Genomic DNA, 20,217 nt, shown 5'->3' on the forward strand with positions numbered 1-20,217 from the left:
ACGTCCGCGCCATGACACATCGCTTCGCCATTCGCGTATACTACGAAGACACCGACATGGGCGGCATCGTCTACCATGCCAATTTCCTGAAGTTCATCGAACGGGCCCGCAGCGAGTGGGTCGCCGGTCTTGGGCTGGATCAGAACGCGATGCGGGAAAAGGGCGTGGTCTTTGCCGTGCGCCGGGTCGAGGCGGAGTACCTGCAGCCCGCGCGCTATGGCGATGACCTCGAGGTGCAGACGACCACCGCTTCGGTCTCCGGCGCGCGGCTTGTGATGGATCAGGTGGTTCTGCGCGGCGGCCAGCGCCTGTTCGAGGCACAGGTGACCGTGGCATGCATGAACCTGGCCGGACAGCCCGTCAGGCTGCCGGCGGAGGTCCGCAAACGCCTTCATTAGAAGCGGAAAACGGCAAATATCCGCCACAGCCCGCCCCGGCGCCACCGCTGACGCGGAAGTGATGGCTTTCCTTATGGATTTCCGCTAGGTTCCGGGGCAATGAGGCCGGTGAACAAGGCCCTTCGGGACGAAACGACGTCAAAAAGAGCAGGCAGATGGAAGCAGAAACCCTGGCAATGGCACAGGAGATGGATTTCTCCCTGTGGGCGCTGTTCGCGCGTGCCACGATTGTAGTCAAACTCGTGATGATGATGCTGATTGTCGCCTCGTTCTGGGCGTGGTCGATCATCATCCAGAAACTCATCACATATCGCCGCGCCCGGGCCGAGGCCGAACGCTTCGACGCCCGGTTCTGGTCGGGCGATCCGCTGGACGAGCTTTTCGACGAGATCGGCCCCGATCCCAACGGCCAGTCGGAACGGGTCTTCGCCGCCGGCATGATGGAATGGCGGCGCTCGCATCGCGACGATGGCGGGCTGATCCCGGGCGCGACGGCGCGGATCGACCGGAACATGGACGTGGCCGTCGCCAAGGAGGCGGATTCGCTGCAAAGCGGTCTGTCGGTGCTGGCCACGGTCGGCTCGACCGCGCCGTTCATCGGCCTGTTCGGCACGGTCTGGGGCATCATGCACGCCTTCATCGGCATCGCCGAGCAGCAGAACACCAACATCGCCGTCGTGGCGCCCGGTATTGCCGAGGCGCTGCTGGCCACGGGCCTTGGCCTGCTGGCCGCCATTCCCGCGGTGATCTTCTACAACAAGCTCAGCGGCGACAGCGACCGGATCGTGGCGGGCTACGAGGCCTTCGCCGACGAGTTCTCGACCATTCTCAGCCGCCAGCTGGACAGCTAACCCATGGGCGCAGGTGTCGTTCAGAAAACCGGGGATCACGGCCGCAGGCGGCGCGGCCGCGGCCGGTCGCGCCCGATGGCCGAGATCAACGTCACGCCCTTCGTCGACGTCATGCTGGTGCTGCTGATCATCTTCATGGTCGCGGCGCCGCTGATGACCGTCGGCGTGCCGGTGGAGCTGCCCAAGACCGCCGCCAGCGCCCTGCCGACCGAGCAGGAGGAGCCGCTGACGGTGACGATCACGCCCGAGGGCACGGTGATGCTGCAGACCACCGAGATCGCCACCGAGCAGCTTGTCACGCGCCTTCGCGCCGTGGCCGCCGAGCGCGAGAGCGCGCGGATTTTCCTGCGCGCCGACGGCAACGTGCCCTATTCGCTGGTGATGCAGGTCATGGGCGCGCTCAACCGGGGCGGATTTTCCAACATCGGCCTCGTGACCGATACCGGCGGGCCGACGCTCGACGAGGACGGCTGACGCGTGTGGCATGAACACCGGTCAGATCATATCCGGGGCCGGACACGCTGGCCTGATCTTCTGGGCTCTGTTCGGAGGGGTGTTTCGTGACGTGCCCCCGCCAAATGAAGTGACCGAGGTCACCGCCATCTCCGCTGACGACTTTGCCGCGCTGATGGCGCCGGAGCAGTCGCCCGAAGCCGTCGCCAATGTCGACACGCCCGAACCGCCCGAGGCGGGCGAAGCGCCGGGCATGACCTCCGAGGCAGATGCCGTTCCCGAAACGGCCCAGCCCGAGGCGGCCGAAACCGCCGAACCCGATACGCCCCCCGAGGTGACCGAGCCCGACCCGCCCGCACAGGCCGAGGTCAGCGAGGAACCCCCCGTCATGCAGCCCCCGCAGGAGGATACCGCGGCGCTGGTTCCCGACCGCTCGCCCGAGACCCGCCCGCGCGAGGCCCCGCGCGTGGCCCCGGAACCCGTCGCCCGGCCGGAACCGGACGTGCAGATCGACGATGTCGACCAGCAGGAGACGGCGCCCGACGAAAACGCCGAACCGGTCGAGGAAGACCAGGAAGAAACCGCCCGCCAGGAGGCCACGACCGAGATCGTGACCGAGGCCGACGACCCGGCAGATGCCGCGCCCAGCCGCTCGCTGCGGCCCCGGACGCGCCCAACCCGTCAGGCCCAGGCCGAACCGGAACCGGAGGCCCAGCCGCAGCCCGAGCCACAGGAGCCGGAACAGACCGAAACCGCGGCACAGCAAAGCCCCGAGACCGACGAGAACGCCGTCGAGAACGCCCTTGCCGAAGCCCTGGGGGGCAGCGAAACCAAACCCGACAGGACCCCCTCCGGCCCTCCGCTGACCGCGGGAGAGAAGGAAGGGCTCCGCGTCGCCGTGCAGCAATGCTGGAACGTCGGCAGCCTGTCGTCCGAAGCGCTCGCCACGACCGTCGTCGTCGGCGTCTCGATGTCGGAAGATGGCCGTCCGATCACCGCGTCGATCAAGATGCTGGGCTCGTCGGGGGGAAGCAACTCGGCCGCCCAACAGGCCTTCGAGGCCGCCCGCCGCGCGATCATCCGCTGTGGCGCGGACGGCTACAAATTGCCACCGGAGAAGTATGATCAGTGGCGTGACATTGAAATGACATTCAATCCGGAGAAAATGAGGATCAAATGATGCGATACATGCTCAGCCTCCTTGCGGCCCTTTTCATTCTGGCCGCGCCCGCCCTCGCCCAGGACACGGCCGAGAGAGAAGGGCCACTCCGGATCGAGATCACCGAGGGTGTGATCGAGCCCTTGCCCTATGCCGTTCCGTCCTTCGTGGCCGATACCGCGGCAGCCTCGGAATGGGCCGACAAGATTTCCCGGGTGGTCGCCTCCGACCTGAACGGCACCGGCCTCTTCCGCGAGATCCCGGCCGAGGCGCATATCGCCCGGATCAGCAACTTTTCCAGCCCGGTGCAGTTCTCGGACTGGAAGGCGATCAACGCGCAGGCGCTGATCACCGGCGCGGTCAGAACCGAAGGCTCGGGCCGGATCGTGGTCAGCTTCCGACTTTACGATGTCTTCGCCGGGCAGGAGATGGGGCAGGGCCTTCAGCTTGTCGGTACCGAACAGGGCTGGCGCCGCATTGCCCACAAGGTCGCCGACCAGGTCTACAACCGGCTGACCGGGGAAGACCCGTATTTCGACAGCCGGGTCGTCTTCGTGTCGGAAGACGGGCCGAAGGACGCGCGCCAGAAGCGGCTGGCGATCATGGATTACGACGGTGCCAACGTCACCTACCTCACCGACAATTCCTCGCTTGTGCTGGCGCCCCGGTTCTCGCCGCAGGGGGACCAGGTGCTGTATACGAGCTACGAATCCGGTTTCCCGCGCATCTACGTGCTCAACGTCGAAACCGTCGGCCGGCGGGTGCTGGAAAGCCAGGACGGCACGATGAGCTTCGCCCCGCGCTTCGCCCCGGACGGGCAGACCGTGGTCTACAGCCTCACGCGCGGCGGCAATACCGACCTCTACTCGATCCAGATCGGCTCGGGCCAGACCACGCGGCTCACCAACGCCCCTTCGATCGAAACCGCCCCCAGCTTCAGCCCGGATGGCAGTCGGATGGTCTTCGAAAGCGACCGTTCCGGCACGCCGCAGCTTTACATCATGCCCGCCGGCGGCGGCGAGGCGCAGCGGATCAGCTTCGGCCAGGGCCGTTACGGCACGCCGGTCTGGTCGCCGCGCGGCGACCTCATCGCCTTCACCAAGCAGTCGAAGGGCCGCTTCCACATCGGCGTCATGCGCACCGATGGCAGCGAGGAGCGCCTGCTGACCGCGTCGTTCCTCGACGAGGGGCCGACGTGGGCGCCGAACGGCCGGGTCATCATGTTTTCGCGCGAGACGCAGGGCGCACAGGGCAGCACCAGCCTCTATTCCGTCGACATCACCGGCCGGAACCTGAAACAGGTGCCGACGCCCTCCGGCGCATCCGACCCCTCCTGGTCGCCCCTGCAGAAATGAACAGCATCGCCAAAGGCCCGCGTTTCCAACGCCGCACCGCTGTGCTAGAAGGTGCAAGAGGGCCAGGATCAACATTGGACCGAGACAAATCTGATACGTGAGGCATCGACATGACTTTTCTCAGCAAGACAATCCTGGTGGTCGCGGGGCTGGCCCTGGCCGCCTGCAGCAACCCTGACCGGTTCAACGACTCGGCATCGGCCAACGCCGCCAACAGCGCCGTTGCCGGGACCGCGCAAGACCCGACCTCGCCGCTCTATTTCCAGCAGTCGGTGGGTGACCGGGTACTGTTCGAAGTCGACCAGTCCAACCTGTCGCCGACCGCGACGGCCACGCTGGACGGCCAGGCCCAGTGGCTGATGCGCAACGCCGATTACAACGCGGTGATCGAAGGCCACGCCGACGAGCAGGGCACGCGGGAATACAACGTGGCCCTCGGCGCGCGCCGGGCCAATTCGGTGCAGGAATACCTGATCACCAAGGGTGTCGCCGCCAGCCGGCTCAAGGTCGTCTCCTACGGCAAGGAACGCCCGATCGAGATCTGCAGCGAGGAAGCCTGCTATGCCAAGAACCGCCGCGCGGTGACGGTGATCTCGGCCGGGCCGACGAGCTAAGGGAGAATGGCCGTCATGCGCCCGGTTTGGATTGGATTTCTGGTTGCCGTGCTGGCTTTGGCCGGTGCGGCCCAGGCACAGAACAGGGATGAAACCCTCGCCGACATCCGACAGGAGATGTCGGTGCTGTACGTCGAGTTGCAGAAGCTCAAGCGCGAGCTCAGCACCACCGGCGGGGTCAACGACGCACAGGTCGGCGGCTCGGTGATCGACCGTGTCGGCGCCATCGAAAGCGAGCTTCAGCGCCTGACCTCGAAAACCGAGGAGCTGGAGTTCCGCATCGACCAGGTCGTCAACGACGGCACCAACCGGCTTGGCGACCTCGAGTTCCGCCTCTGCGAGCTCGAAACCGATTGCGACGTGGGTCAGCTCGGTCAGAGCACCACGCTGGGCGGCACCGCGCCCTCGACCGGCAGCACCGCGGGTTCGCAATCCGGGACGAGCGGCAGCATCGGCAGTGACAGCTCCTCCAGCAATACCGGCGCCAGCACCGGCTCGGAAACGAGCGGCGTGCAGATGGCGGTGGGCGAACAGGCCGATTACGACGAGGCCGCCAAGGCGATGGAAGAGGGCGATTACGCCGCCGCAGCCGACCAGTTCGCGCTGTTCATCAAGAACTATCCCGGCAGCCCGCTGGAAGCAGAGGCCGGGTTGAAACGCGGCGAAGCGCTCGAGAAGGCCGGCGAGACCTCCAAGGCCGCGCGCGCCTATCTCGACACGTTCAGCGCCGCGCCGAACGGGCCCAAGGCCCCCGAGGCGCTGTTCCGGCTGGGTCGGGCGCTGGGCCAGCTCGGCCAGACCGACGAGGCCTGCGTGACGCTCGCCGAGGTCGGTTTCCGCTTCCCCAACACCCAGCCCGCCCAGAACGCCCAGGCCGAGAGACAGGCCCTCTCCTGCCAGTGACGGACCTGGCTGCGCGCCTGCGGCAGCAGATCGCCGGTGCATTCGGCGCGGACCGTCCGGAACGTCTTGGCGTTGCTGTCTCTGGCGGCAGCGACTCGTTGGCCCTTCTGACATTGCTGAATGACTGGCGCGCCACGGGCGGGCCCGATCTGCATGCCGTGACGGTTGACCATGGTCTGCGGCCCGAGGCGGCGGAGGAGGCGCGCATGGTCGGGCGCATCTGCGATGACTGGGCCATGCCCCATACCATCCTGCAATGGGCCGGCTGGGACGGAAATGGCAACCTGCCCGACGCGGCAAGACGGGCACGATACAGGCTCATGGCCGAATGGGCGGTGGACAAGGGCATTCCCGCCATCGCCGTGGCCCATACAGCCGATGACCAAGCGGAAACCTTCCTGATGCGGCTGGCCCGCGCGGCCGGGCTCGACGGGCTGTCGGCCATGGCGCCGCGCTGGCAGCAGGGGGGCGTCACCTTCCTGCGTCCGGTCCTCAATGCCACCCGGGACGACCTGCGCGAAGTCCTGCGCGACCGTGGCATCGCATGGGCCGACGACCCGACCAACGTCGACCCCGCCTATGAACGCGTGCGGGCTCGGCAGGTGCTCGAAACCCTCGCCCCGCTTGGCATCGAGGCGGCCACGCTGGCCGAGGTTGCAGGCAACCTTGCCGACGCCCGCGGTATCGTCGACACCCAGGTGGCCTTCGCCGCGCGGAACGTGGCCCGGATCGAGGCGGGTGACGTGCTCATCGACCGCACAGCGCTGGCCCGGATCGAGCCCGAGATCACCCGGCGCCTGCTGCAGAAGGCGATCCTCTGGATCAGTGGCGCCGATTACCCCCCGCGCGGACACGCCCTCAAGCGGATGATGCGTACCATTGACGCAGGCGACAGCGCGACCCTGCACGGCTGCCGCCTCATCACCCGCGCGGGCACCCTTCGCATCACGCGGGAGGAGAAGGTCGTGGCCGGGCTCACGGCGCCTCCGGGCGCGCTTTGGGATGGCCGCTGGCGCCTCTCCGGCCCTGAAGCAGAAGGCGCCGTCGTTGCAGCATTGGGCGAAAACGGGCTCAGGCACTGCCCGAACCGGCGAGATTCCGCATTGCCGGCCGCCTCCCTGCGCGCCTCTCCGGCCGTCTGGCAGGGCCAGACCTTGCTGGCCGCACCGCTGGCCGGGCTCGAAAACGGCTGGACGGCAGAGCTCGTGCGCCGGGAAAACCACGACTTTGCCGCACTAATATCGCATTGAACCGCCAGAGATGATGGCTATTTAAGACGGGTAGCGCTTGTGCTAGAGCAGGCCGACCCCCCTTCTGTAAGGAGAATGTCCTTGGGTAACGCGAGAAACATAGCCTTCTGGCTGGTGCTCTTTCTGCTGATACTTGCGCTGTTCAACCTGTTCAGCGGCTCAGGCAGTACCCTGCAAAGCAAGCAGATACGTTACTCGGAATTCGTCGAGGCGGTCGAGGACGAGACGGTCAGCCAGGTCACCCTGGATGGCGAGAACGTGCGCTTTCGCAGCACCGATGGTCAGGACTACGTGACCATCAAGCCGGAAGACGCCGAGCTGACCCCGATGCTGATCGAGAAAGGCATCCCGATCACCGCCGAGCCGCAGGAACAGTCGGGCTTCCAGACCTTCCTCATCTCGCTCCTGCCCTTCGCGCTGCTCATCGGCGTGTGGATCTACTTCATGAACCGCATGCAGGGCGGCCGCGGCGGCGGGGCCATGGGCTTTGGCAAGTCGAAGGCGAAGATGCTGACCGAGAAGCATGGCCGCGTGACGTTCGACGACGTGGCCGGCATCGACGAGGCCAAGGAAGAGCTCGAAGAGATCGTCGAGTTCCTTCGCAACCCGCAGAAATTCTCGCGCCTCGGCGGCAAGATCCCCAAGGGCGCGCTTCTGGTTGGCCCTCCGGGCACCGGTAAGACGCTTCTGGCCCGCGCCATCGCGGGCGAGGCGGGCGTGCCCTTCTTCACCATTTCCGGCTCGGACTTCGTGGAAATGTTCGTGGGCGTCGGTGCCTCCCGCGTGCGCGACATGTTCGAACAGGCCAAGAAGAACGCGCCCTGTATCGTCTTCATCGACGAGATCGACGCCGTCGGCCGCCACCGCGGCGCCGGCTACGGCGGCGGCAATGACGAGCGCGAACAGACCCTCAACCAGCTCCTGGTCGAGATGGACGGGTTCGAAGCCAACGAAGGCGTGATCATCATCGCGGCCACCAACCGCAAGGACGTGCTCGACCCCGCGCTGCTGCGCCCCGGCCGGTTCGACCGCCAGATCACGGTGCCCAACCCCGACATCAAGGGCCGCGAGAAGATCCTCGCCGTCCACGCCCGCAAGACGCCGCTGGGCCCGGATGTCGACCTCCGGATCATCGCCCGTGGTACGCCCGGCTTCTCGGGTGCCGACCTTGCCAACCTCGTGAACGAGGCGGCGCTGATGGCAGCCCGCGTGGGCCGGCGTTTCGTCACCATGGACGATTTCGAGAACGCCAAGGACAAGGTGATGATGGGCGCCGAGCGCCGCTCGATGGTCCTGACCGACGACCAGAAAGAGAAAACCGCCTATCACGAGGCGGGCCACGCCATCGTCGGCCTTGCCCTGCCGAAATGCGACCCGGTCTACAAGGCCACGATCATCCCGCGCGGCGGCGCGCTGGGCATGGTGGTCAGCCTGCCCGAGATCGACCGCCTGAACTGGCACAAGTCGGAATGTGAGCAGAAGCTGGCGATGACCATGGCCGGCAAGGCGGCCGAGATCATCAAGTACGGCCCTGACAACGTGTCGAACGGCCCGGCCGGCGATATCCAGCAGGCCAGCGGCCTGGCCCGCGCCATGGTCCTGCGCTGGGGCATGTCCGACAAGGTCGGTAACGTCGATTACGAACAGGCCCACGAGGGCTACATGGGCAATGCCGCCGGTGGCTTCTCGGTCTCGGCCCATACCAAAGAACTGATCGAGGGAGAGGTCAAGCGCCTGATCGACGAGGCCTACGAGCACGCCCATGCCATCCTGACCGAGAAAAAGGACGAATGGGAACGCCTGGCCCAGGGGCTTCTGGAATACGAGACCCTCACCGGCGAGGAGATCGAACGGGTGATCCGGGGCGAGCCGCCCGAGTCCGATGACGATGGCAGTGCCCCCGAGAAGGAAGAAAAACCCTCGGTCACCGCGATTCCCAAGACCAAGCCGAAATCATCGCCGGGTTCCGGCGAAGGCGGAATGGAGCCCGAACCCTCCACGTGACGACGAAGGCACGCAGTTCAGACTGGAACCCGGGCGCCTATGCCCGGTTCCACGATTTGCGCCTGCGCCCCGGTCTCGACCTGCTGAACGCGGTCAGCCGGATGGGGGCGGGCGACATTGTCGACCTCGGCTGTGGCAACGGGGCGATGGGCGACGCACTCCGGGCCCGTGCCGGCGGCCGCGAGGTGATCGGCGTCGACGCGTCCCCCGCGATGCTCGAGAAAGCGCGCCAGTCCCAGGCCTACGCCAAGCTGCAACAGGCCGATATCCGCGACTGGCACCCGACGCGGGCGCCGGGGCTGATCCTGTCCAACGCCGCCCTGCACTGGGTGGGCGGGCATGAGAAACTCATGCCGCGTCTGGTGTCGATGCTGGGCAAGGGCGGCACGCTCGCCGTCCAGATGCCGCATCAGAACAAGGCCCCCTCGCACCGGGTCTGGCTGACCCTCGTGGACGAGCTGTTTCCCGGCCGGGTCGAGAAGATGGGCACACCCGGCGTGATGGCCCCCGTCAAGTACGAGGAACTGCTTGCCTCGAAGGGGCAATTCCGGATGTGGGAAACCGAATACTACCAGCGGCTCGTGGCCGAGGGCGGCAGTCACCCCGTGCGACGTTTCACGGAAAGCACCTATGCCCGTCCGGTGCTGCAGGCGCTCGAGGACGACGAGAGGGCCGAACTGATCCGCCGATACGAAGATGTCATGCGCGCGGCCTACCCGGCGCGCAAGGACGGTTCGGTGCTGTTCCCCTTCCGGCGGCTGTTCTTCACGCTGACCGTCTGAACCGCCCGTCGGGGGCGATTGTGCCGGTCACAACTTACCGATTGACCCCCGGTGCCGCTTTGCCGAAGCTGCGCGCGAATTGCCGCTTCGGAAAGGACAGGCCATGCCCGCGCTCAAACCCACCGAATTCAAAGGCACAGTCACATGGCTGGGCGTCGTGGGAGAAGAGCGCGAGGGCATCCGCTCGGCCCCCAATCCGAAACTCTTCGCCAGCTTCGCCGGGGTCGAAGGAGAGATTCACGGCGGGCTGACCCGACCGTCCTGCGTTCGGGTAAGAACACAGTATCCCGAGGGCACCGAGATCGCCAATGTTCGCCAGTTCACCATCGTGTCGGCCGAGGAACTGTCGGCGATTGCCGAAGCGATGGAGATGGACGAGATCAAGCCGGAATGGCTCGGTGCCTCCATCGTCGTCGAGGGGATCCCGGATTTCACCCATGTGCCGCCCTCGGCGCGGCTGCAGAACGAGGCGGGCACCTGCCTTGTCATCGACATGCACAACCGGCCCTGCATCTTCCCGGCCAAGGAAATCGAGAAGGATCACCCCGGCCTTGGCAAGCGTTTCAAGCCCGCCGCCGAGGGGCGACGCGGCGTGACCGCGTGGGTCGAGCGCGAGGGGCCGCTGGCAGTGGGCGACGTGATGCGCCTGCACGTGCCCGACCAACGCGCCTGGTCGATGCTGGACGAAGCGCGGCAGGCCTGAACCATAGCCATGCCGAACACGCTGCCGCCTTTCCAGACGGTCTCGACCGGCTTCGTCGTGGCCATGGTCGGGTTCTTCAGTTCCTTTCCGATCTTGTTGCAGGGCGTTCAGGGCGTCGGTGCCAACCCCGCACAGGCCGCCTCGGGCCTGATGGCGGCGGCGGTGTCGATGGGGCTGGCCGGCATCGTGCTGAGCCTCTGGACACGGGCGCCCGTTTCGGTCGCATGGTCGACCCCGGGTGCCGCGCTGCTGGCCGTGACGGGCACGGTCGAGGCCGGGTTTGCCGGCGCTGTCGCGGGGTTCCTGACTGCCGGGGCGCTGACGGTTCTGGCGGGGTTGTGGAAACCCTTGGGCCGGTTGGCCGCGGCGATTCCCACGCCGCTCGCCCACGCGATGCTGGCGGGGGTGCTGCTGCCGATCTGTCTTGCCCCGGTGGTGGCCCTGGCCGAGACGCCGGCGGTCATCGCGCCGACGATCCTGACATGGTTCCTGCTGGGTCGGGTCAACCGCCTGCTGGCGGTGCCCGGCGCCGTGGTCGTGGCCGCCCTGACGATCGCGGTCACCGCAGACCTGTCCGCCTGGGCACCGGGCGCGTTGCTGAAAGCGCCCGAACTCGTCATGCCGCAATTCTCGTTGCCGGCCGTGATCGGCATCGGCCTGCCGCTTTTCATCGTCACCATGGCCACCCAGAACATCCCCGGAATCGCCGTGATGCGCAGTTACGGCTTCACCCCGCCGCCCGGCCCGCTATTCGCCTCTGTTGGCGGGTTCTCGATCCTGTCGGCCCCGTTCGGCGCGCCGGCCACCTGCCTTGCGGCGATCACGGCCGCGATGTGCTCGAACGAGGACGCTCACCCCGATCCCGCAAAACGCTACTGGTCGGCGGTCATGGCCGGCGTGTTCTATTGCATCCTCGGCCTCTTCGCCGGGGTGATCACCAGCTTCGCGGGCCTCGCGCCGCCGATGTTGATGACGGCCGTGGCGGGGGTGGCCCTGCTGGGCGTCTTCGCCGGCTCGGCCGCCGCCGCGCTGGAGCCCGATCGCACGCGCGAGGCCGCGGCGATCACCTTTGTCGTCACGGCCTCGGGCGTCACCGTCTTCGGGCTGGGGGGCGCGGTCTGGGGGCTGCTGGCGGGGGGCATCGTGCAGATCCTGCGCGAGACCGGATGGGGCAAGCAGTAAACCGGGGCTTCCCCCGCGCCCCGGCTTGCGGCATCAAGACGGCATGACACCGGATGATCTTGTCCTGACCCCGCTCGGCCTGCGATTTGGAGGTCGCCGCTATCCCTGCAGCATCGGTCGCGGCGGGCTGAGCACGGACAAGCGCGAAGGGGACGGGGCGACGCCGGTCGGGACGCATCGAATCGTCGGCATGCTCTACCGTCCCGACAGGATGTCCCGGCCTGCCGCCTGGGCGCGGCCGATCCGGCCCGGCGACCTCTGGTCGGATGCGCCGGACGATCCGGCGTACAATCACCTTGTCACCCGGCCCTACGCTGCCTCGCACGAGGTGATGCGCCGGGGCGACCCGCTGTACGATCTCTTACTGGTGACCGACTGGAACTGGCCGGAGGCGACCCCGGGGCGCGGCTCCTGCATCTTCCTGCACCGCTGGCGGCGGCCGGGCTATCCGACGGCGGGATGCGTGGCGTTCCGCCCCGATCACCTGCGCGAGATCGCGGGGGCGATCCGACCCGGCACGCGGCTGATCGTGCGGCCGGGGTCGTTCCGGTAGCCTCGGAGGTAAGCTCAGCCGGTCCGCTCTCCGAAGATTGCGCTGCCCACACGCACATGCGTCGCGCCGAAGGAGATCGCCTTCTCGAAATCCCCGCTCATGCCCATCGACAGGCCGCTCAGCCCGTTACGCTCGGCAATCTTCGCCAGCAGGGCAAAGTGAAGGCTGGCCTCCTCGTCCACCGGGGGGATGCACATCAGGCCCTTCACCGGCAGGTCGAGCGCCTTGCACTCGGCGATGAAACCGTCCGCCGCGCCGGGCAGGATGCCGGCCTTCTGCTCTTCCTCGCCGGTGTTGACCTGAATGAACAGATCCGGACAGTGCCCCTCTTCCTGGGCCAGCCGGGCCAGCGTCTTCGCCAGCTTGGGGCGGTCGACCGAGTGAATCGTCTGGAACAGGTCAAGCGCCTGCCGCGCCTTGTTGGTCTGCAATGGGCCCACGAGGTGGAGGTCAATCCCGTCGAACCGCTCGCGGAACTCCGGCCACTTGCCATCGGCTTCCTGCACGCGGTTCTCGCCGAAGCAACGGTGGCCCGCCTCCAGAACCGCCGCCACGCGTTCGTTCGGCTGTTTCTTGGAAATCGCCACCAACTGCACGCTTCCCTCGGCGCGGCCGGCCTGGCGTTCCGCTTCCGCGATCCGGGCTTTGATGGTTTCAAGGCTCACGGGCAGATCCCCCCCCTTCGGCGTCTCTCACAGGTCTGCCACAGGGCGCACGACTGCACAATCTCTGCCGCACTCGCTCAAGGGTTTGGCGGCACTGGGGTAAACTCCTTGCCCCGGTCCCAGTGGTTGGATAGTAGAGGAAGGGAAACAGTGACGGGCGACTATGATGATCCACCTCCGTTTGAAAACAGCGCTCCTCGTGCTTCTGTGCGCCGGGCTGGTCGCATCGTGCAGCGGTTTCCGCGACACCAAGATCCGCGAAAGCGCGTTCGAAGTCGAAACCGGCCCGAATGCCGGCAGTGCGGTCGACGACGGGTCGAGCCTGCTCGACATCTTCCGCGATGGCGGGGCGAAGGTGAAAGTGAACCGCTACCTCTGGAACGCGGCGCTTCAGACGCTCGACTTCCTGCCCGTCCAGAGCGCCGACCCGTTCACCGGCGTGATCACCACCGGCTATGGCCGCCCGCCGGGCGGCGGACGCGCCTATCGCGCGACCATCCTGATCAGCGATCCGGCGCTCGACGCCCGCTCGCTCAACGTCGCCCTGCAAACGCAGAGCGGCCCGGTCAGCGCCGGCACCCAGCGCGCGGTGGAGGATGCGATTCTCGCCCGGGCACGGCAACTTCGGGTCCAGGCCGGGAAATTCTGATCGACAAGGTTTGAGCGTCAGTCGCGCGGCGGCCCGGGAGGGGCGCTGCGCATCACCGTGTCGACCCACGAAAGCTGCCGCGGCAGGCAGGTCTTCTGAAGGTCGTACTCGCCGATCATCAGCCGCCGCGCCGCCTGGCCCAGGGCACGGCGCTGCGCCTCGTCCTCGAGCAGCTCGCACACCCGCTCCACCAGCCCGTCCTGATCGAAGAAATCCACCAGCCGTCCGGTCTCGCCATCGCGAATCACCTCGCGCACCGGCTCCGTGCCGCTGGCCACGATGGCCGCTTCGCAGCTCATCGCCTCCATCAGGCTCCAGCTCAGGACGAAGGGGTAGGTCAGGTAGACATGCACCCGGCTGACCTGCAGCAGTTGCACGAACTGGCTGTAGGGGATGCGGCCGAGGAAGTGCACCCGGTTCCAGTCCTTCGTGGCGATGCGCCCGCGCACTTCGTCGATGAAGATCTGCTTCCACGTCTGCCCCTTTGGCGGCTGGGCGCCATAGCTCACCTCGTCACCGCCGACGATCAGCACCGTGGCGTTCGGCCGTTCCTTCAGCAGGCGCGGCAGGGCACGCATGAACACGTGATAGCCGCGATAGGGCTCGAGGTTGCGATTGACGAAGGTGATCACCTCGTCGTTGCGGCTGACGTCCAGATCCCCGATCTGCAATCGCACGTCCGGATTCGGGCTGGCCGTGTCGGTGTCGATCCCGTCATGGCAGACGGTGATCCTGTCGCGAAACTCGGGCGGGAAGGTATCCGCCTGGAATTTCGTCGGGCTGATCCCGGCCGTGGCGGCGGGGAAATGCAGGTGATTGTTGATGTTCTTCATCCGGATGCGCAGCGGCTGAAGCTCCGCATCGCCGGTCTCGAATTCCGGGTCGAAGGCCAGATGCGGATAGCCCGACCGGTGATAAAGCTCGCAGTAAAGCCCGATGCGGGCCGAGGGCCAGACATCATGCAGGAACATCGGCTCGCCCCAGCCGGGATGGGCCAGGATCAGGTCGGGCACGAACCCGTTGTCGCGCAATTTCCGGGCCGCAAGGAAACACGCCTGCCCGCGCGTGACCTTGCTGTCTAGGTCCAGCAGCCACGGGTGCACCTTTTGCCCGCCCCGGTCGGGCAGGGCGTAGGGCAGCACCTTGACGCCCTTCCATGTGGTGGGCTCCTTGACCCGCAGGGTGAGCGACACGCATTGATGCCCTTTCGATGCCAGCAGCGGCGCCAGGTGCTTGTACTGGCCCGGAAAATTCTGGTGAATGAAAAGAATATTCATCGTGAATGCTGCCCGCTCGACTTTTTCCCCTTATAGGCCGGCGGTTTCCGGCTGCAAAGACGCGCATTTTTCGCGCCCCCGCTCTGGACGCTCGCGCGCTCTGGCCCTATCACCCCAGAGGATCAGACAGATGCAAGGACGGGCAGGCCATGTCGCGCTATTCCGCCGGTGAAATCGAAGCCAAGTGGCAAGAGGCCTGGGACAAGGCCGGGGTGTTCCGCGCCGAGCGGTCACAGGACAAGCCCAAGTATTACGTGCTCGAGATGTTCCCCTACCCCTCGGGCCGCATCCACATGGGTCACGTGCGCAACTACACGATGGGCGACGTGATCGCGCGTCACAAGCTGGCCACGGGCCACAACGTGCTGCATCCGTTTGGATGGGATGCTTTCGGGCTGGCTGCCGAGAATGCAGCCATCGAGAAGGGCGTACACCCAGCCAAATGGACGTATCAGAACATCGCAGACATGAAGGAGCAGATGAAGCCCTTGGGCATCTCGCACGATTGGTCACGCGAAATCGCCACATGTCACCCTGAGTATTATCGTCACCAACAGGCGATGTTCCTCGATTTCCTCGAGAAGGGCCTCGTCTACCGCAAGAACGCCGTGGTCAACTGGGATCCGGTCGACATGACCGTGCTCGCCAACGAACAGGTGATCGACGGCAAGGGATGGCGCTCGGGCGCCGAGGTCGAGCGGCGCGAGCTGACACAGTGGTTCTTCAAGATCTCCGACTTCTCGGAGGAACTGCTCGAGGCGTTGGGCGGGCTCGACAACTGGCCCGCGAAGGTGCGGCTGATGCAGGAGAACTGGATCGGCAAGTCGCGCGGGCTTCAATTCAGCTTCGAGCGTACCGATGGCGGCGAGATCGAGGTCTACACCACCCGGCCTGACACGCTTCTCGGCGCGTCCTTCATTGGCATTTCGCCCGATCATCCGCTTGCGAAGGAGTTGGCGGAGAGCAACCCCGACGTGGCTGCCTTCCGAGCCGAGTGTTCCAAGGGCGGCACCACGGAAGAGGCGCTTGAGAAGGCCGAGAAGCTGGGTTTCGACACCGGCCTGACCGTGAAGCACCCGCTCGACCCGAACTGGGAGCTGCCCATCTGGATCGCCAACTTCATCCTTATGGATTACGGCACCGGCGCCATCTTCGGCTGCCCGGCCCATGACCAGCGTGACCTCGATTTCTGCCGCAAGTACGACCTGCCGGTGATCGACACCTTCTTCGCGATTGATGACCAAACGCCGGTCGCGACTGAGGCTTTCGTGCCGCCCAAGACCGACAAGGTGAAGTGGGTGAACCACTTCGCCGGCATCGACGTGGCCACCGGGCAGGAAGCGATCGACGCCACCATCGACTATGCCGAAAAGCAGGGTTGGGGCACCGGCGTCACCAAGTACCGCCTCCGCGACTGGGGTCTCAGCCGCCAGCGTTACTGGGGCTGCCCGATCCCGGTGGTGCATTGCGAAAGCTGCGGGGTCGTGCCCGAGAAGAAGGAAAACCTGCCGGTCGAGCTGCCCTATGACGAGGACGGCAAGCCGATCGACTTCGCCACGCCCGGCAACCCGCTCGACCGCCACCCGACATGGCGCGACTGTGCCTGCCCGAAATGCGGCGCGCCGGCGAAGCGCGAGACCGACACGATGGACACCTTCGTCGACAGCTCGTGGTACTTCGCCCGCTTCACCGCGCCGCGTGCCGAGACGCCCACGGACATGGTCGAGGCCGAGTACTGGATGAATGTCGACCAGTATATCGGCGGCATCGAACACGCGATCCTGCACCTGCTCTATTCCCGTTTCTTCGCCCGGGCGATGCATATCTGCGGCCACCTGCCCGAGAAGGCGATCGAGCCGTTCGATGCGCTGTTTACACAAGGCATGGTGACCCACGCGATCTACCAGACCAGGGATGACAAGAACCGCGCGGTCTATCACTTCCCGGAAGACGTAAAAGAGGGCGAAGGCGGCATGCGCCTCAAGGCGACGGGCGAGGCGGTGGAAATCGTCCCCTCCGCCAAGATGTCGAAATCGAAGAAGAACGTGGTCGACCCGGTCAACATCATCCGCGAGTTCGGCGCCGATACCGCGCGCTGGTTCGTCCTCTCCGACAGCCCGCCCGAGCGCGATGTGGAATGGACGGCGGCCGGCGCCGAAGCGGCGTTCAAACACCTTGCCCGCGTCCATCGCATCGTCTCCGAGATCGCCGAAAGCGACGCGCCGGCCAATGCCGAGGCCGACACCGCCCTGCTGCGCGAGATGCACAAGACCATCCATGACGTAACCGGCGGGGTCGAAAGCTTCGGCTTCAACGCCGCCATCGCCAAGCTTTATGCCTTCACCAACACGCTGGCCCGCTCGCAGGCCGGGGCGGAGGCCAAGCGACAGGCGGCGGTGACGCTGGTACAGCTCATGTCGCCGATGACGCCGCACCTGTCCGAGGAACTCTGGTCGACGCTGGGGCAGGAGGGGCTTGTCACCACCGCCAAGTGGCCCGAGGCCGACGACGCGATGCTGGTCGACGATACCATCACGATGCCGATCCAGATCAACGGCAAGCGCCGGGCCGAGATCGAGGTGCCCAAGGACATGGACAAGGCAGAGGTTGAAAAAGCCGCCCTGTCGAACGATGCTGTGATCAGGTCGCTGGATGGGGCCCAGCCCAAGAAGGTTATCGTCGTCCCCGGTCGGATCGTGAATGTCGTCGTTTAGCCGCCGTCTCTTCCTCTTGTCGGGTGCCGCGCTGGCCGGCTGTGGCTTCACGCCCGCCTATGGGCCGGGCGGGGCAGCGACGAAACTCCAGAACGCGGTGCTGGTGGACGAGCCCGACAGCCGGCGGGGATACCTCCTGACCCGCCGGTTCGAGGAACGGCTGGGCCGGGCCGATCCGGGGCGCTATGCGCTGTCCTACTCGATCCAGATCAACGAGAGCGCCATCGCGATCTCGTCGAACAACGTCATCACCCGGTACAACATGCTGGGCACGGTCACCTTTGCACTGCGTGACATCGCCACCGACCGCGTGTTGACCAGCGGCAAGGCCGACAGTTTCACCAGCTATTCCGCCTCTGGCACCACGGTCGCCACGCAGGCCGCCCGGCGCGACGCCGAGGCGCGGCTGATGACCATCCTCACCGACATGATCATCACCCGGCTGACGGCCGAGGCCGCCACCCTTCCGGCATGAAACTCTCCCCGCGCGACGCGCCCGGCTATTTCGCCCGGCCCGAGCCAAACCGGGCGGGGCTGCTGATCTACGGCACCGACGCGATGCGTGTGGCGATGCGGCGGCAGGAGGTGATCAAGGCGCTGATCGGTCCGCAGGGCGAGGAGGAGATGCGCCTGACCCGGATGAACGGGGCCGAGCTGCGGAAAGATCCGGCGATGCTGCTCGACGCGGTGAAGGCGCAGGGCTTCTTTCCGGGGCCACGGGTGGCCTTCGTCGAGGATGCGAATGACAACGTGGCAGGCCCGGTGACGGATGCCCTGACCGAGTGGCGGGAGGGCGATGCTCAGGTGGTGGTGACCGCCGGGCAGCTCAAGGCCACGTCGAAGCTGCGCAAGCTGTTCGAGGGGCACAAGAACGCCTTTGCCGCCGCCATCTATGACGATCCGCCCTCGCGCGCCGAGATCGAGGAGGTGCTGAAGAAGGCGGGGCTGAAGGATATCGGTTCCGACGCGATGCGCGACCTGACCGCCTTGTCGCGAGAGCTCGACCCCGGCGATTTCCGTCAGACGGTCGAGAAGCTGTCGCTCTACAAGCTGGACGACGATCAGCCCCTCGGCCCCGAGGATGTCGCCGCCTGCGCGCCCGTATCGACCGAGGCCGAGATGGACGACGTGCTGCATATCGTGGCCGAGGCCCGGCCGGGAGAGATCGGGCCGGTGATGAAGCGCCTCCGGGCACAGGGGGTTCAGCCGGTCGGCCTCTGCATGGCCGCCTCCCGCCATTTCCGCACGCTCTACGCCGCCGCCTCCGACCCGAACGGCCCGGCCCAGGGCATCGCCCGCGTGCGCCCGCCGGTCTTCGGGCCGCGTCGCGACCGGATGCAGCGGCAGGCCCAGGCCTGGGGGGCGGCGAAGCTGGAGGAAGCCGTGACCCTGCTGACCGACACCGACCTTCGCCTTCGCTCGGCCGGGCAGACGGCCCCGGACATGGCGCTGGTGGAACGGACACTGATCCGGCTGGCGATGATGGTCCGGCGCTAGGCGGGCTCCACCCGCACCCGCCTGGCCGCCAGCACCAGCCCCGCCAAAACCACCACCCCTACCAGCACCGACCAGCCCAGCACCGTCTGGATACCGGCGTGATCCATCTCCTCCGTGCCTGCCATGGTGCGGGAGACGAGGTAGAGCGTGCCGGCGAAGGCGAGCCTTCCGCAGAAGCTTTGCAGGGACAGGTAGGTGGCCCGCCCGCCGTTGGTCAGGAGCGACTGGACGCGGGCGAGGAGGAAGGGGCGGGAGAGGGAATCGGGGACCATGCGCAGGAAGAGGAACGCGATGACGATGAGCGAGTCGCTGAGGGCCAGCACGCCGCAGAGGGCGATCTGCATGGCGAAGGCCAGCAGCAGGATGGCGGGCAGGCCGAGGTATGCCCTGAGGCGCGGGACGAAGAGAGAGGCCGCGACCGAGATCACCATCATCGCGGAGGTCACCCCACCGCTGACCACCGGCGCCTCGGCGGCGAGGCCGGCCTTGGTGAGGGCGTCGAGGATGAAGGGCTGGCCGAAGACGAAGGGCAGATGGCTGAAGCCGTACATCGCCACGCTGAGGACGAAGAGCCAGGCCAGCACCGGCTGGCGGAGGGCGGCGCGCAGGGTGGCCAGTTGCGAGAGGGGGGTGGCCTCGTCGATCTCCTGCGGCGGTTCGCGGAAGGACATTGCCAAAGCCAGAACGACCAGCCCGGCAAGCATGCCCAGCCAGAAGGGGGCAGTGATGTCGCCCCGGTAGAGCAGGCCGCCGGTCACGGCGGAAACCGCCAGCGCTGTGAAGGAGAAGCGCCAGGCGACGAGCTCCTGGTGCTCGACTTCACCCTCGCGGCCGGTGGCCGCGAGGGTTTCGTAGAGAAAGGCGCTGTCGGTCCCGGAGGAAAACGCCATCGCTGCGCCGATCAGGACCTGTGCCAGGCAGAACGGCAGAAAGCCGTCTCCGGTGGCGAGCAGGGCCGCCCCGCTGACGCCCGCCAGCCCCGAGGCGATCAGCGTCACACGGCGGCCCAGCCTGTCCGACATCCAGCCCGAAGGCACCTCGAGCGCCGTGGTCGCCACGTCGAAGACCGCGTAGAGCAGAACCGCCTCGGCGGCCGACAGGGTGGTCTGGAAATACAGGAACCAGACCGCCTGCCAGAAGATCAGGCCCTGGAAGAAGCGGAACCAGCGGTAGAGACGGATGTTCCGCGCCATCGACGCGGGCAAACG

20 protein-coding genes are annotated in these 20,217 nt (G+C 66.6%); 17 read left to right on the plus strand and 3 right to left on the minus strand.

Features of this window, described 5'->3' with window-relative positions:
- Positions 1-11: 11 nt before the first annotated feature.
- The 13 genes from ybgC to ACO07J_RS15870 all read left to right on the plus strand — a co-directional run bounded on the left by ybgC (position 12) and on the right by ACO07J_RS15870 (position 12,207).
- On the plus strand, positions 12-398 hold the full coding sequence (gene ybgC, locus ACO07J_RS15810) for a tol-pal system-associated acyl-CoA thioesterase (protein WP_422030669.1): 387 nt from the start codon (positions 12-14) through the stop codon (positions 396-398).
- A 155-nt stretch (positions 399-553) separates the two neighbouring features.
- A complete protein-coding gene (gene tolQ / locus ACO07J_RS15815) occupies positions 554-1,249 on the plus strand; it encodes a protein TolQ (protein WP_422030671.1) in 696 nt (231 codons plus the stop codon).
- A 3-nt stretch (positions 1,250-1,252) separates the two neighbouring features.
- Complete coding sequence (tolR, locus tag ACO07J_RS15820; protein ID WP_422030673.1) at positions 1,253-1,723, plus strand: protein TolR; 471 nt, start codon at positions 1,253-1,255, stop codon at positions 1,721-1,723.
- Between the two features lie 91 nt (positions 1,724-1,814).
- Positions 1,815-2,882 carry an energy transducer TonB gene (locus ACO07J_RS15825; RefSeq protein ID WP_422030674.1) on the plus strand — a complete coding sequence of 356 codons (1,068 nt, stop codon included), beginning with the start codon at positions 1,815-1,817 and terminating at the stop codon, positions 2,880-2,882.
- Positions 2,879-4,216 (plus strand): Tol-Pal system beta propeller repeat protein TolB, encoded by a 1,338-nt coding sequence (tolB, locus tag ACO07J_RS15830; protein WP_422030676.1) that lies wholly within the window; start codon positions 2,879-2,881, stop codon positions 4,214-4,216. Before ACO07J_RS15825 ends, tolB begins: the two co-directional genes overlap by 4 nt.
- A 110-nt stretch (positions 4,217-4,326) precedes the next feature.
- Positions 4,327-4,830: a peptidoglycan-associated lipoprotein Pal gene (gene pal, locus ACO07J_RS15835; RefSeq protein WP_422030678.1), complete on the plus strand. Its 504-nt coding sequence runs from the start codon at positions 4,327-4,329 to the stop codon at positions 4,828-4,830.
- 15 nt (positions 4,831-4,845) lie between these two features.
- A complete protein-coding gene (gene ybgF / locus ACO07J_RS15840; protein ID WP_422030680.1) occupies positions 4,846-5,733 on the plus strand; it encodes a tol-pal system protein YbgF in 888 nt (295 codons plus the stop codon).
- Positions 5,730-6,983, plus strand: a complete 1,254-nt coding sequence (gene tilS / locus ACO07J_RS15845; protein WP_422030682.1) for a tRNA lysidine(34) synthetase TilS — start codon at positions 5,730-5,732, stop codon at positions 6,981-6,983. The genes ybgF and tilS overlap by 4 nt, the downstream gene beginning before the upstream one ends.
- Before the next feature lie 81 nt (positions 6,984-7,064).
- On the plus strand, positions 7,065-8,987 hold the full coding sequence (gene ftsH, locus ACO07J_RS15850; protein WP_422030684.1) for an ATP-dependent zinc metalloprotease FtsH: 1,923 nt from the start codon (positions 7,065-7,067) through the stop codon (positions 8,985-8,987).
- Positions 8,988-9,049: 62 nt separating this feature from the next.
- Complete coding sequence (locus tag ACO07J_RS15855; protein WP_422030905.1) at positions 9,050-9,769, plus strand: methyltransferase domain-containing protein; 720 nt, start codon at positions 9,050-9,052, stop codon at positions 9,767-9,769.
- 103 nt (positions 9,770-9,872) lie between these two features.
- Positions 9,873-10,472, plus strand: a complete 600-nt coding sequence (locus ACO07J_RS15860; protein WP_422030686.1) for an MOSC domain-containing protein — start codon at positions 9,873-9,875, stop codon at positions 10,470-10,472.
- Between the two features lie 9 nt (positions 10,473-10,481).
- Positions 10,482-11,654 (plus strand): benzoate/H(+) symporter BenE family transporter, encoded by a 1,173-nt coding sequence (locus tag ACO07J_RS15865; RefSeq protein WP_422030688.1) that lies wholly within the window; start codon positions 10,482-10,484, stop codon positions 11,652-11,654.
- A 43-nt stretch (positions 11,655-11,697) separates the two neighbouring features.
- Entirely contained in the window at positions 11,698-12,207 is a 510-nt protein-coding gene (locus tag ACO07J_RS15870; protein WP_422030690.1) for a L,D-transpeptidase family protein, read from the plus strand.
- 14 nt (positions 12,208-12,221) lie between these two features.
- On the opposite strand, the gene ACO07J_RS15875 is transcribed toward ACO07J_RS15870, so the two are convergent.
- Positions 12,222-12,872 carry a YggS family pyridoxal phosphate-dependent enzyme gene (locus tag ACO07J_RS15875; RefSeq protein WP_422030692.1) on the minus strand — a complete coding sequence of 217 codons (651 nt, stop codon included), beginning with the start codon at positions 12,870-12,872 and terminating at the stop codon, positions 12,222-12,224.
- A gap of 163 nt (positions 12,873-13,035) precedes the next feature.
- On the opposite strand from ACO07J_RS15875, the gene ACO07J_RS15880 reads away from it, so the two are divergent.
- The gene (locus ACO07J_RS15880) at positions 13,036-13,521 is read left to right on the plus strand and encodes a DUF3576 domain-containing protein (protein WP_422030694.1); all 486 of its coding nucleotides are present in this window, start codon (positions 13,036-13,038) and stop codon (positions 13,519-13,521) included.
- Positions 13,522-13,538: 17 nt separating this feature from the next.
- Here the strand turns inward: ACO07J_RS15880 and ACO07J_RS15885 are convergent, their stop codons facing one another.
- The gene (locus ACO07J_RS15885) at positions 13,539-14,798 is read right to left on the minus strand and encodes a glycosyltransferase (RefSeq protein WP_422030696.1); all 1,260 of its coding nucleotides are present in this window, start codon (positions 14,796-14,798) and stop codon (positions 13,539-13,541) included.
- Positions 14,799-14,947: 149 nt separating this feature from the next.
- Between ACO07J_RS15885 and leuS the strand changes: the two genes are divergently transcribed.
- The 3 genes from leuS to holA are packed head-to-tail and all read left to right on the plus strand — an operon-like array spanning position 14,948 to position 19,009.
- Complete coding sequence (gene leuS / locus ACO07J_RS15890) at positions 14,948-17,512, plus strand: leucine--tRNA ligase (RefSeq protein WP_422030698.1); 2,565 nt, start codon at positions 14,948-14,950, stop codon at positions 17,510-17,512.
- Positions 17,499-17,987, plus strand: a complete 489-nt coding sequence (gene lptE, locus ACO07J_RS15895) for an LPS assembly lipoprotein LptE (protein ID WP_422030700.1) — start codon at positions 17,499-17,501, stop codon at positions 17,985-17,987. Before leuS ends, lptE begins: the two co-directional genes overlap by 14 nt.
- Positions 17,984-19,009: a DNA polymerase III subunit delta gene (gene holA, locus ACO07J_RS15900; RefSeq protein ID WP_422030702.1), complete on the plus strand. Its 1,026-nt coding sequence runs from the start codon at positions 17,984-17,986 to the stop codon at positions 19,007-19,009. Before lptE ends, holA begins: the two co-directional genes overlap by 4 nt.
- On the opposite strand, the gene ACO07J_RS15905 is transcribed toward holA, so the two are convergent.
- On the minus strand, positions 19,006-20,214 hold the full coding sequence (locus tag ACO07J_RS15905) for an MFS transporter (protein ID WP_422030704.1): 1,209 nt from the start codon (positions 20,212-20,214) through the stop codon (positions 19,006-19,008). The genes holA and ACO07J_RS15905 overlap by 4 nt on opposite strands.
- Positions 20,215-20,217: the final 3 nt, after the last annotated feature.

Source organism: Roseovarius sp. (assembly GCF_965228755.1).
Lineage (GTDB): Bacteria > Pseudomonadota > Alphaproteobacteria > Rhodobacterales > Rhodobacteraceae > Roseovarius.

What these genes read in the sequence shown, in the direction of transcription:
- leuS (WP_422030698.1), top strand. Translation starts at nt 14,948, where the DNA reads ATGTCGCGCTATTCCGCCGGTGAAATCGAAGCCAAGTGGCAAGAGGCC.
- lptE (WP_422030700.1), top strand. Translation starts at nt 17,499, where the DNA reads ATGTCGTCGTTTAGCCGCCGTCTCTTCCTCTTGTCGGGTGCCGCGCTG.
- tolB (WP_422030676.1), top strand. Translation starts at nt 2,879, where the DNA reads ATGATGCGATACATGCTCAGCCTCCTTGCGGCCCTTTTCATTCTGGCC.
- pal (WP_422030678.1), top strand. Translation starts at nt 4,327, where the DNA reads ATGACTTTTCTCAGCAAGACAATCCTGGTGGTCGCGGGGCTGGCCCTG.
- ybgF (WP_422030680.1), top strand. Translation starts at nt 4,846, where the DNA reads ATGCGCCCGGTTTGGATTGGATTTCTGGTTGCCGTGCTGGCTTTGGCC.
- ybgC (WP_422030669.1), top strand. Translation starts at nt 12, where the DNA reads ATGACACATCGCTTCGCCATTCGCGTATACTACGAAGACACCGACATG.
- holA (WP_422030702.1), top strand. Translation starts at nt 17,984, where the DNA reads ATGAAACTCTCCCCGCGCGACGCGCCCGGCTATTTCGCCCGGCCCGAG.
- tolQ (WP_422030671.1), top strand. Translation starts at nt 554, where the DNA reads ATGGAAGCAGAAACCCTGGCAATGGCACAGGAGATGGATTTCTCCCTG.
- tolR (WP_422030673.1), top strand. Translation starts at nt 1,253, where the DNA reads ATGGGCGCAGGTGTCGTTCAGAAAACCGGGGATCACGGCCGCAGGCGG.
- ACO07J_RS15880 (WP_422030694.1), top strand. Translation starts at nt 13,036, where the DNA reads ATGATGATCCACCTCCGTTTGAAAACAGCGCTCCTCGTGCTTCTGTGC.
- ACO07J_RS15870 (WP_422030690.1), top strand. Translation starts at nt 11,698, where the DNA reads ATGACACCGGATGATCTTGTCCTGACCCCGCTCGGCCTGCGATTTGGA.
- ACO07J_RS15860 (WP_422030686.1), top strand. Translation starts at nt 9,873, where the DNA reads ATGCCCGCGCTCAAACCCACCGAATTCAAAGGCACAGTCACATGGCTG.
- ACO07J_RS15885 (WP_422030696.1), bottom strand. Translation starts at nt 14,798, where the DNA reads ATGAATATTCTTTTCATTCACCAGAATTTTCCGGGCCAGTACAAGCAC.
- ACO07J_RS15865 (WP_422030688.1), top strand. Translation starts at nt 10,482, where the DNA reads ATGCCGAACACGCTGCCGCCTTTCCAGACGGTCTCGACCGGCTTCGTC.